The sequence below is a fragment of the Psychrobacter sp. M13 genome (genome assembly GCF_030718935.1).
Taxonomy (GTDB): Bacteria; Pseudomonadota; Gammaproteobacteria; order Pseudomonadales; family Moraxellaceae; genus Psychrobacter; species Psychrobacter immobilis_G.
This window is the reverse complement of the sequence record NZ_CP132194.1, coordinates 985,920-998,183: the sequence shown is the minus strand read 5'-3', so window position 1 is coordinate 998,183 and position 12,264 is coordinate 985,920. Positions and strand designations below refer to the sequence as shown.

Sequence of the window (12,264 nt, the reverse complement as noted above, 5' to 3'; positions counted from 1 at the left end):
ATCTCTAAAAAATCCGCTTATCATCGACAGGCTTGGCAAATTTATCGATATTAGTTTCAATATTCTTAGCAATGCTTATATAGTAAGGTGCAAACTCATCATTAGCCAATACGCTAGGCTCTCCTTTATCGACTTGCGCGCGAATACCGCTAGCTAATGGCAGCTGACCTAATAACGGCACTTGATATTGCTTAGCAATAAAATCTCCGCCACCTGCGCCAAAGATAGCTTCAGTAGTGCCGCAATTGCTACAAGTATGCAGCGCCATATTCTCAACGACGCCAAGCACGGGAATACTGGTCTTATTAAACATCTCAATACCTTTTTGGGCATCGAGTAGCGCGACATGCTGCGGCGTCGTGACAATGACTGCGCCAGTGACAGGAATACGCTGGGCTAGGGTCAGCTGAATATCGCCTGTCCCTGGTGGCATATCTATCACTAGATAATCGAGCTGCGGCCAATTGGTCTGGTTATAGAGCTGCATCAAGGCACCAGTCGCTTTGGGACCTCGCCATGCCACAGGTGTATTATCGCCATCGAGCAAGCTACCGATAGAGAGCATCGCAAGGCCATGGGCGTCAATAGGTACGAACTGCTCATTCTCAAGCTCAGGCCTGACACTAGCGACACCGAGCATAGTTGGCATACTTGGGCCATAAATATCAGCATCGAGCACGCCAACACGATTACCGAGCTGTTGTAGCGCCAAAGCAATATTGACCGTTGTGGTCGACTTACCGACGCCGCCTTTGCCAGAGGCTACGACAATAATATGACGGATATGGGGATGCACTGGCAGCGATGCTTGGGTCGGCGGGGCTTTTGCACTTGGTACTTCAATACTTGGTGCTTTGATATCAGACATCGGTGCGGCATTGGCTTGGTTACCCATTGCATCAGTCGTTTTTGGTATTGGCTTTGCTGTCTGTTTGGGCAACGTTGAGCTACCACCTTTGGCGGGTGGTGGCAGACGCACATTCATATGAATGGCTTTGATACCGTGCAAATGTAGTAGCGAGCCAAGCTCTTGCTGAATGACTTCAGGATCACTATCTTGCGGTAAACGCAAGTCTAGAGTCAGCTCATCATCATTGCGATCTATACCTGTTACCATTTGTGCAATACTCACGTTATTGACATGATAGCCCAGCAGTACTTTGTCAACCGCACTATCACGCTCCGCTTTTTGTTTTGCAGTTTCAGCTCTTTGCGGGTTTATTTTTTTTATAAAGTTAAACATAGTGACCTTTATTGATTCGTATTTTTGAGATAGAGTAAGATAAGAAATAGGGTAAGATAAATGGTATAGGGTCAGTGTAGCCGAATTAACCCTATAAAAAAACCACAATGCTAGTGTAACTACGATCAACCCACCACTAAGAATTTTGAGGCTATAAATAAGTAGATAAGCACGCCCGAAGCATCACTTATTGAGGTTATCAAAAGGGCACTAGAAGTAGCCGGGTCAAAGCCTAACTTATTCAGTATAAACGGTAAGCTCATTCCAACCATACTGCCAATCATGACTACCGAAACCATGCTTAATGCTAGCACTAAGGATACGATGGCATCACCGCGAATATAGCCAATAATAGCGACCGCAACCGCCATAGTAGCGCCGAGTAGTAATGCAACTAAGGCTTCTCGGCCTAATAGTGAGAACCAGTCGCGCATCACTACATCACCGGTCGCTAGCGCCCTGACCATCAAAGTAGCCGATTGGGAGCCAGCATTGCCACCGCTATCGACCAATAGCGGCAAGAAGGATACTAAGACTAAGTTAGCGGCTATCAGATCCTCAAAATTGACAATACTAAACCCTGAAAGCAGATTACCAAATATCAATAATACCAGCCAAAAGACGCGTTTACGATAGAAGACGGTAATGCTAGCGTCTTTTAGACGCCCGACCATAGTAGTGACACCGCCCGATTTATGAAAGTCATCAATCGCTTCATCACTCGCTACATCCATAGCATCATCGTGGGTAACAATACCTACTAAAGCACCACTATCGTCAATAATTGGTAGGGCAATTAAGTCATAACGTGCTACGGCTTTTGCTACATCTTCTTGATTGTCATTTACGTGACAAGACACTAGTGAGCGCATCACTTATATTTAGCGCAAGAGCGTCATTTTTCATTGATTCTTACTCCATGCGCTTCAAGAGCGTTTTAGTGCATACATTAATAAATAGAGTAGTCAATATATAGGCTACAAATAAGACGTCTATCATAGCGCTTTGCCATATATAAACAAGCATCGCCATTCATTAGTGATCCTCAAGACTTAAAAGTCTAAAAACAGGGCCATAAAAAACCACAACGCCAGTAGTCTGATGTTGTGGTTCTCAAATTATGCGACTTGTTATGCTACTTATAGCTACTACTAAGTGTGCAAGTATAGTAGCTATTATTTAAATAATATTTATCTCATACACCAGCCGTGGCTGGCATTGATAGACTGACCGGTGAATACATTCGTTGGGAAAGCAGCCAAAAACAATGCTGTTTGCGAGACATCTTCGATAGTGGTGAATTCTTTATTAAGGGTATTCGCCAGCAAAATATCGTTGATGACTTCATCTTCGCTAATGCCCTTTTCGGCAGCTTGCAGTGGGATCTGATCGTTGACCATAGCGGTTTTTACAAAACCTGGTGAGATCATATGCGCGCGAACATTATGCGGCGCACCTTCTTTGGCAACCGCGCGGCATAAGCCTAATAATCCGTGTTTTGCGGTGATATAAGGCGCTTTAAAAAGTGAGGCATCATGGGCATGGATGGAGCCGATATAGATGATCGTACCGCCTTTATTATCTTTATACATATGCTCTACAGCAGCTTTGGTCGTCAAAAAGCCACCATCTAAATGAGTAGCTAACAGGTTTTTCCAATTGTCAAAAGTCATCTTAGTAATAGGGTTAATCAGCTGAATGCCCGCATTAGAGACTAAAATATCAATACCACCAAAGGTATCTATTAGCTGCTTGACGCCATCGTTAACAGCATTCTCAGATCTGACATCCATATCAATTGCAATAGCTTTGCCGCCCGCTTTGGTGATGATATCGACAGTCTGTTTTGCGCCATCGACATCGATATCAGCCACACCGATAACCGCGCCAGCCTTGGCATAAGTTTCTGCGATATCACGGCCAATCCCAGCAGCGGCTCCTGTGATTAGAGCTACTTTACCAGTTAGATCTTGTTGTACTTGGGTCGCCATATATTTTCCCTTTTATGGTCAGTGGTTGTTGATATACAGTAAAACTAGCTACTTATATAAGTTATAAGTTTGACTGTATTTTTGAAGCTTAAGTTTTGAAGATTAAAGTTAAAGAAATAAACAATAGCAATCCATTTGCTGTTATTTAGGAGGATCAAAATTAGGAGATATTCTTTGTTGTTATAGGGTATGTCCTCATTTTGAAAATGATGAGAAAAAGGAGATAGATTTTTGCCAATCAAAGTAAATTTTGCAGAGAATATGAATATATTGTCTACAAATTTTCAAAGAGTGGCGAGAATATAGCCATTTTTAGACCATTCAAAAGGTTTTGTTCAGATTGAGGGCACGTCCCAATATTTATGACTGTTTTTTAACTGAGTTTTGAACGAAAAATACAGATAATGATTTTGTTAAAGGCGGATTAATTAGAAGCAAAGTCATTAGAGGCAAGGTTATTAAACGCAACTGTTTGCGCACACTTTTCTATGAAGTGTAGGTCGCAACATTTAGTTACATTAATGACTAATAGCCAAGAAAAGCCGATAAACGTAAATACGAATAAAGAGTGAAGATGATCAGTAAGATGAATCAGCGGGTAATTCGAATGAGCAGATTTTTAGGCTAAAATCGATAGTATGTGCTAAGCGGTGTGATCAAATCGTATAGAGGAGTAGATATGAATAAACTGGCTCAATTAAATGATATAACAGCGGTCTTTATAAGAGTATTACAGTGAACACCTATAAACTGAATTTAGGTGACCCCTTAATATAAACTATTTATCGAATTATTACAGGTTAATTTGCAATAATTATCCATTGAATAAGTTAGCTTAGCAATAACTAAAAGTTATTGCTAAGCGTTGTGTCTTTATAGGTTGCCTCTTACAAGGGTAATAGTTATCTAGAATGCGACGGTCTATAAAGCACGTGATACTAGTTCATAAACCAGCCATGACTGGCCACTATAGACTGACCTGTAAATACATTAGTAGGGAATGCGGCTAAAAACAGCGCTAACTGGGCAATATCGGTCACTGTTGTAAACTCTTTGTCCACCGTATTGACGAGCATAATATCATTGACGACAGCCTCTTCACTAATACCCTTCTCGGCCGCTTGCTCAGGAATTTGCTTTTCGACTAATGGGGTTTTTACAAACCCAGGGCAGATCACATGCGAGCGCACATTATGCTCAGCGCCTTCTTTGGCCAGCACACGGCACAAACCAAGCAAGCCGTGTTTGGCAGTAACATAGGGCGCTTTGTACATGGAGGCTTCATGAGAATGTACCGAGCCCATATAAATGACCGTACCCCCTTTATCGCCACTATACATATGCTTTAGTGCCGCTTTGGTGGTCAAAAAAGCCCCGTCTAAATGAATATTCAGCATCTTTTTCCAATCAGAAAATGCCATCTTATCTATTGGATCAATGATCTGAATACCCGCATTGGAAACTAAAATATCAATGCTACCAAAAGCATCAACTAAGCTTTGTACGCCAGCATTGACTGCCTCCTCAGAGGTGACATCCATCTCAATCGCCAATGCCCGTCCACCAGCAGCTTCAATAATATTAACTGTCTTTTGTGCGGCATCAAGGTTGATATCAGCAATACCAACAGCAGCGCCAGCACGAGCGTAAGTCTCGGCAATATCGCGGCCGATACCACTAGCAGAGCCTGTGACTAAAGCGACTTTACCACTTAGATCTTTCTCTAATGTCGTGGTCATAAGTTATCCTTATCATAAATTGAGCAAAATTTATTGAGCAGTGATTATTGAGCAATGACTACAGGGGTTTTTGCTTGCAGCTCTTCAAAGCTGACGTCATCTGCCAGCTCAACCAACTGTAACCCTTGATCAGTGACATCTAACACTGCCAGCTCAGTGATAATACGATCTACCACCCCTTTACCCGTCAGCGGTAACTCACAATTGGCAAGGATTTTAGGGTCGCCATGCTTATTGACTTGCTCCATCAGTACAATGACTCGCTGCACACCTGCGACTAAATCCATCGCTCCGCCCATGCCTTTTACCATCTTTTGGGGGATCATCCAGTTGGCCAAATCCCCATGCTCTGAGACTTCCATCGCGCCCAAAATTGCCAAATTGACATGGCCACCACGTATCATCGCAAATGATTCTGAGCTACTAAAATAGCTAGCGCCAGACTCAGCCGTGACGGTCTGCTTGCCTGCATTGATAAGATCAGCGTCGACAGCCTCTTCATCTGGAAACTCGCCGATGCCCAATAGACCATTCTCTGACTGTAGCCAAACATCCATACCTTTTGGAATATAGTTCGCGACTAAGGTTGGTAGACCTATGCCAAGGTTAACGTAGTAGCCATCTTGTAATTCTTTGGCAGCGCGCTGCGCCATTTGCTCTCTTGTCCATGCCATGGTGTCATCCTTATCTATTACACTATTTTGTTAATTTACCGTTATAAGATTGCTAACTGAGCTTTGTCTATTAAGCCTTGTCGACAGCTTTAGTCGTTGTTTTTTCAATGCGCTTTTCAGGGCTATCATTGAGCACAATACGCTGTACAAAAATCCCTGGCAGATGGATCTCATCTGGATCAAGCGCCCCAATCTCTACAATCTCCTCTACTTCGGCTATCGTAATCTTACCTGCCATTGCACAATCTGGATTAAAGTTGCGCGCGGTTTTGTTAAATATTAAATTACCCGCTTTATCCGCTTTTTGTGCTTTGACTAATGACACATCAGCGACTATTGAGTGCTCAAGCACGTAAGTGCGCCCATCAAAATCACGGGTTTCTTTACCTTCAGCGACTTGCGTACCGACACCAGTTGCCGTATAAAATGCAGGAATACCAGCACCGCCTGAGCGCAATTTTTCTGCCAAGGTGCCTTGCGGAGTCAGCTCGACTTCTAATTCTCCTGCCAGATACTGACGCTCGAACTCTTTGTTTTCACCGACATAAGAGGAGATCATTTTTTTGATTTGACGGGTTTGCAGTAGCAACCCAAGACCAAAATCATCGACGCCAGCGTTATTACTGACACAAGTCAGATCTTTCACGCCGCTATCGCGTAGGGCTTCGATCAAAGCCTCAGGAATACCGCACAGCCCAAAGCCACCGATAGCCAAGGTTTGTCCATCTTTGACAACACTCTCTACAGCCTCTTTGGCACTGCTATATACTTTTGATTGACTCATAATGCTCTCCTTGCAAATGTCATATTTATTATAGGAACGTGCTACGCATGATAATAATTAAAGATTGGTATAAAACAAAATAATACCCATTATCATAAAAACCTCGATAAAGCGTGAGGTAACTTAGCACAATATTTTCGCAGCGACTAGCGAATAAATTTTGCAAATCAAAAGCCTTGTATGACTCTCTTAGGTAGGCCGTTAAGAATACGGATATCCACTATATATATGTTAATTATTGGATAATAACGCTGTATTTGATTTTCATTGACCTCCATCCGCAGGCAGGGCATAATCGGCGTTTTGAAGCTTGCCAAGGAGAGGCGCTCATGTTTAGCATACTTGCTATTGTTATTACTTTGTTATTATTGATGTTCTTCGCTTATCGCGGTTATTCGGTGTTGATTCTAGCACCTATCATGGCAGTTTTAGCCGTGTTTTTATCGGGTGATTTTTTGAGTAGTATCCCTGCTTATACTGACGTATTCATGTCAGCACTAAGTGGATTTTTGCTCAAATTCTTTCCTATTTTCTTGCTTGGCGCTTTGTTTGGGCGCTTGATGGCAGACTCAGGTGCAGCGACGGCGATCGCTAATACTGTTGTCAAAAAGCTTGGTGCCAGTAAGGCCATCTTAGCGGTCATTCTAGTCTGTGCTATTTTGACTTATGGCGGTGTCTCATTATTCGTTGTAGCCTTTGCTATTTATCCGATTGCTAAAGATTTATTTAAGGCGGCTGATATTCCCAAGCGCCTAATACCAGCGGCTATTGCCCTTGGCTCATTCACCTTTACTATGACCGCCCTACCAGGCACGCCTGCCATTCAGAACGCTATTCCGATCCCTTACTATAATACCAACGTGTTTGCTGCGCCTATCCTAGGTATCATCGGTGGCACGATCATGTTTATCTTTGGTTGGTTATGGCTACAGTCGCGCGCTAATAAAGCTCAAGCCGCAGGTGAAGGTTATGGTATCCATGACGATGATATCGGTGTAGGCGGTGTTGGTGAGAGCCAAAGCAAGACTGCTACGCTAGAGGACAGTGCGCAAAGTAACATCGCGCAAAGCAACTTAGCCAATCAGACTGAAGCTCGTAACACCCATCAGACCTCGTTTGCTATTGCGATGATTCCATTAATATTGGTTATTGGTCTCAACGCTCTACTGACTTATATGATTTTCCCAGCAATGGACTTTGCTAGTTTACAGGCCCAGTTCCCTGATCTAAATATTCAAGGATCGCTTGGCTTATGGTCGATCATTATCTCGCTCGTTATTGCCTGTGTGGTACTTATTATCTTACGCTTAGGCCACTGGAATGATCTGCAAAAGACCATTAACCGTGGTACTTATGATTCTATGCTGCCTATTTTTAACACAGGCTCAGAGGTCGGTTATGGGGCGGTTATTGCTTCATTAGCAGGTTTTCTTATTATTCGCGATAGTATCTTAAATCTAAGCCCTGACAATCCCCTCATCTCAGAAGCGGTGGCGATGACCACCCTAGCTGGTATCACAGGCTCATCCTCAGGTGGTTTGAGTATTGCGTTAACCACACTTGGCGAGGATTATTTGCGTATGGCGGTTGCCGCTGGTATTGATCCAGAGTTGATGCATCGAGTTGCTGTGATGGCGGCAGGTGGCCTTGATACTTTGCCACACAGTGGCGCGGTTATTACCTTGCTGGCGATTTGTGGCCTAACCCATAGACAGTCTTATCTCAATCTAGCTATGGTCACGATAGCCATTCCCTTATGTGCGGTGGTGGCGGTTATTGTTTTAGGTACGATGTTTGGGTCGTTCTAAAATTACAATTGTGAGTATAATTTTCAAACCCACCAAGCTAGCTGGCTTGGTGGGTTTTTTAATGTCCAATCAATGCCTACCAATAATAGTGATTTCTTACCTTGATATTCAATTGCTGACACGTTTAGGGCAAATTACGGTATCATAGGCGCAATTTTTTAATTTTACAGTCTAATATCTGCTAAGTGTCTAAGATAAAGCCGTACAGACGCTAAACGCAACAGTGATACAACTCAATTAAGGTGATAAAAGTGCGTGAGATTCTAGTGACCAGTGCCCTGCCCTATGCCAATGGCTACATCCATTTAGGCCATCTTGTAGAATATATTCAAACGGATATTTGGGCACGAGCGATGAAGGCGCAGGGCCATCAAGTGACTTATGTGTGTGCTGATGACGCGCATGGTACGGCTATTATGCTCAAGGCTGAAGACAATGGTATTACGCCTGAAGAGCAGATAGCGACGGTCAAAGCCTCTCACGAAGCGGACTTTGCCAAGTTTTTGATTGAATTTGATAATTATTACTCGACCCATTCAGATGAGAATAAGCATTTCTCAGAGCTGATTTATCGCCGTCTAAACAGCGCAGGGCACATCTCAACCCGTGATGTTGAGCAGCTATTCGATCCCGAGAAGCAGCTATTCTTAGCGGATCGCTTTGTCAAAGGCACATGCCCAGAGTGCGACGCGGCTGATCAGTATGGCGATAACTGCGAAGTATGTGGGACTACTTATGATGCTACTGAGCTGAAGAATCCACGCTCAACGCTATCAAATGCAACGCCTGTATTAAAGATTTCTAAGCATTATTTCTTTGATTTGCCTGAATTTGATCAGTTCTTGCAAGATTGGACGCGCACTGACAATCGCCTGCAACCATCAGTGGCGAATAAGCTACAAGAGTGGTTCGATGCCGGTCTTGCCAGCTGGGATATCTCGCGTGATGCGCCCTACTTCGGTTTTAAGATTCCCGATACCCCTGAAGATGAGCCTGATAAATACTTTTATGTTTGGCTAGATGCGCCCGTCGGTTATATGGCCAGCTTTAAGAATTTATGTGAGCAGCGCAAAGGCACTGACAAACCTTTAGACTTTGATCGTTATTGGCTGCAAGAAAATGAGCATAAGACTGAGGTATATCACTTCATCGGTAAAGACATTGTCTATTTTCATGCGCTATTCTGGCCTGCGATGCTGGCAGGTAGTGAGTTTCGTACGCCAACGGGCGTATTCGCTCATGGATTCTTGATGGTCAATGGCGAGAAAATGAGTAAGTCGCGCGGTACTTTTATCAAGGCCGAAACTTATGCTGAACACTTGCATCCTGAGTATCTACGTTATTACTTTGCTAGTAAATTGTCTGACAAGGTTGAAGACATTAACCTTGATCTAGAAGACTTTATGCAAAAGGTGAATTCTGATCTTGTTGGTAAAGTAGTCAACATTGCCAGTCGTAGCGCTGGATTCTTGGTCAAAAAATACGATGGTATGCTATCAGAGGTTTGCGCTGAGCCGCGTCTATTAGAAGACATCACTAAGACAGGCGATGAAATTGCCGCCGCTTACGAGAATCGTGAATTCTCAAAAGCGATGCGCTTAATCATGCACTGCGCGGATAAGGCCAATGAGTATATCGATGAGAAAAAACCTTGGTCATTAGCTAAGCAGGAAGGAACGGAGCAGGAAGTACAAGACGTCTGCTCGGTTGCGATCAACATCTTCCGTCAATTAATGGTTTATCTTGCACCTGTATTACCTGAGCTGACCGCTAATGCCAAAGGTTTCTTAAATATTGATAGCTTAAGTTTCCATAGTCGTAACGAGTGGTTATTAGGTCATCAAATCAACAAGTTTAAACCGCTTATGCAGCGCATCGAACAAAAAGATGTTGATGCAATGGTTGAAGCCTCAAAAGCATCGCTAGGGTCTACTTCTGACGTCACAACCGCTCCTGCACCTACCAGCGGCGCTACTATTGAAAACGCTAAAGATGCTCAGGCTAAAAGCACTGACAGCGATACTGAGCAAACCGACTATATCGGCATCGATGATTTTAGTAAGGTTGAAATGAAAGTTGCGCACGTTCTCGACTGTAGCTATGTCGAAGGCGCGGATAAGCTCCTGCAATTTACTTTAGATGTCGGTGAAGATCGTCCACGTAACGTATTTAGCGGTATTCGTAAATTTTATGAGCCAGAACAACTGCTGAACAAAAAAGTGATTTGCGTGACTAACCTCGCCCCGCGTAAAATGAAGTTTGGTATCTCAGAGGGTATGGTGCTGTCTACGGGTAATCCCAAGACTCAGCTGACCGTTGTTACCTTGCCTGATAACTGTGTGATTGGTGATGTGTTGGCTTAAGACTAACTTAATAATGCTTTGATAAAAGAGAACCGCTATGGTGTTGCTTAGACTATTAGCCGATATTCTCCTATATTTAGCTTTGGGCTCACTTGCTTATTGGTATTTTACCGCAGATATGACTGCCCTACTTATTGCCATTGCTAGTGGGGTCATCAGCTTTTTACTATTTATGATAACTACGGATATTAGACAGTCGCAGCACAAGCGTAAGCACAACATTGATGCTTATGATATTTGGAATTGGTGGTTTTTCGTTGAATTGCTTGAGATACCATTGCGATTACTTGTTTGGCTACTTAAAAGCTTATGGCGAGTCTTTGATTGACCGCTAATCAATGCTTTGACCCTTGTGGCTTAATTTTTTATTGCGCTTAGTTACATTACTGTCATAATATAGCCACTTAGATCAAAAAATTGATTGTTAATAAACCAGTACATGACAGCTATTTATTGCTCTATTATATGATTAACCTGCACTTTCTAATTTAAGAGTTAACTGAATATATGACTATTGCCACGACTTTACGCCTAAGCTTATGCGGAGCTACTATCAGTGCCATCAGCATGTTGGGTCTTATAGGATGCTCAAACTCCTCTACCGAAACGACAGTAAGCACTGATGACAGTAGTACCGTCGCAGATAAACCTGCCAAAGCGATAGCCATCACTCAAATCGTTGAGCATCCCTCTTTAGATGATATGCGCCGCGGTATTATCGATGAGTTGGCAGATAATGGCTATGTTGAAGGTAAGAATCTAGAGGTTAACTTTCAAAGTGCGCAAGGTAATACGGCAACCGCAGGTCAGATTGCCAAGCAGTTCGTTGGCGACAGTCCCGATGCTATCGTGGCTATCTCCACGCCATCTGCCCAGTCTATTGTCTCAGCGACAACGACGATACCTATCGTCTATACCGCCGTATCTGATCCATTAGGTGCCAAACTTATTAATCCAGATGGCAGTCCTTTTCAAAGTAATTTGACGGGATTATCTAGTCAGTTGCCGTTAGAGCCACAGCTGGATCTACTACAACAGCTCAAGCCTGACCTTAAGACTATCGGTTACGTCTATAGTCCAGGTGAGGCCAACTCCGTATCATTACGCGATGATCTCAAAGCGGCCCTGCCAGCACGCGGATTGAAACTGCTTGATATTCCTGCTAATCGCCCAACCGATATCGGTATGGCAACTCGTAGTCTACAGGGTCGTGCTGAGATTATTTATACTTCATTCGATAATAACGTAGCCTCCGCTTTTGAGGCGATGACCCAAGCGGCTAATGAGCTGCGTATGCCTATCGTTGCCTCTGATGAGTTCAGTGTGCAGCGCGGCGCTACAGCAGCACTTGGCGTGAACGACTATGATTTTGGTCGAGTTACAGGCAAGATGGTCTATCGAATATTGAATGGTGAAGCGGTAAACACTATCAAGCCGCAGGTCATGAATGATCTGACGCTGTATGTCAGTCCAAAACATGCCAAAGCGCAAGGCGTTACCTTGTCAGCGGATATGCTCAAAAAAGCTATCGACGTTGATGCTAAAACGGCTAAAGCAGTTGAATAAATAGCGAAGCTAGGAAGCTAAGCTAGGATCTAAGCTAAGTAAATTAAAAGCTTTATTTTTGATTATCATTTTATCTATGTATGGAAGCATCTTTTA

At 43.3% G+C, this 12,264-nt stretch carries 9 protein-coding genes and 1 pseudogene; 4 read left to right on the top strand and 6 right to left on the bottom strand.

The window, feature by feature from the left end:
• Positions 1-4: 4 nt before the first annotated feature.
• The 6 genes and pseudogenes from apbC to Q9G97_RS04200 form a co-directional block, all read right to left on the bottom strand.
• Positions 5-1,243 (bottom strand): iron-sulfur cluster carrier protein ApbC, encoded by a 1,239-nt coding sequence (gene apbC, locus Q9G97_RS04225; RefSeq protein WP_305899843.1) that lies wholly within the window; start codon positions 1,241-1,243, stop codon positions 5-7.
• A gap of 125 nt (positions 1,244-1,368) precedes the next feature.
• Positions 1,369-2,109, bottom strand: a pseudogene (locus tag Q9G97_RS04220) (magnesium transporter); the annotation flags it as partial.
• 324 nt (positions 2,110-2,433) lie between these two features.
• Positions 2,434-3,234 (bottom strand): 3-hydroxybutyrate dehydrogenase, encoded by an 801-nt coding sequence (locus Q9G97_RS04215; protein WP_305899842.1) that lies wholly within the window; start codon positions 3,232-3,234, stop codon positions 2,434-2,436.
• Between the two features lie 938 nt (positions 3,235-4,172).
• Entirely contained in the window at positions 4,173-4,973 is an 801-nt protein-coding gene (locus tag Q9G97_RS04210; protein ID WP_305899841.1) for a 3-hydroxybutyrate dehydrogenase, read from the bottom strand.
• Positions 4,974-5,017: 44 nt separating this feature from the next.
• Positions 5,018-5,647: a CoA transferase subunit B gene (locus Q9G97_RS04205; RefSeq protein WP_305899840.1), complete on the bottom strand. Its 630-nt coding sequence runs from the start codon at positions 5,645-5,647 to the stop codon at positions 5,018-5,020.
• 70 nt (positions 5,648-5,717) lie between these two features.
• Positions 5,718-6,431 carry a CoA transferase subunit A gene (locus Q9G97_RS04200; RefSeq protein ID WP_305899839.1) on the bottom strand — a complete coding sequence of 238 codons (714 nt, stop codon included), beginning with the start codon at positions 6,429-6,431 and terminating at the stop codon, positions 5,718-5,720.
• A gap of 329 nt (positions 6,432-6,760) precedes the next feature.
• Here Q9G97_RS04200 and Q9G97_RS04195 point away from each other — a divergent pair, with 329 nt between their 5' ends.
• The 4 genes from Q9G97_RS04195 to Q9G97_RS04180 all read left to right on the top strand — a co-directional run bounded on the left by Q9G97_RS04195 (position 6,761) and on the right by Q9G97_RS04180 (position 12,168).
• Positions 6,761-8,239, top strand: a complete 1,479-nt coding sequence (locus Q9G97_RS04195; RefSeq protein ID WP_305899838.1) for a GntP family permease — start codon at positions 6,761-6,763, stop codon at positions 8,237-8,239.
• A 251-nt stretch (positions 8,240-8,490) separates the two neighbouring features.
• Positions 8,491-10,602, top strand: a complete 2,112-nt coding sequence (metG, locus tag Q9G97_RS04190; protein WP_371747907.1) for a methionine--tRNA ligase — start codon at positions 8,491-8,493, stop codon at positions 10,600-10,602.
• Positions 10,603-10,639: 37 nt separating this feature from the next.
• Positions 10,640-10,930 carry a hypothetical protein gene (locus Q9G97_RS04185; RefSeq protein WP_305899836.1) on the top strand — a complete coding sequence of 97 codons (291 nt, stop codon included), beginning with the start codon at positions 10,640-10,642 and terminating at the stop codon, positions 10,928-10,930.
• 179 nt (positions 10,931-11,109) lie between these two features.
• On the top strand, positions 11,110-12,168 hold the full coding sequence (locus Q9G97_RS04180) for an ABC transporter substrate-binding protein (protein ID WP_305899835.1): 1,059 nt from the start codon (positions 11,110-11,112) through the stop codon (positions 12,166-12,168).
• Positions 12,169-12,264 lie beyond the last annotated feature (96 nt).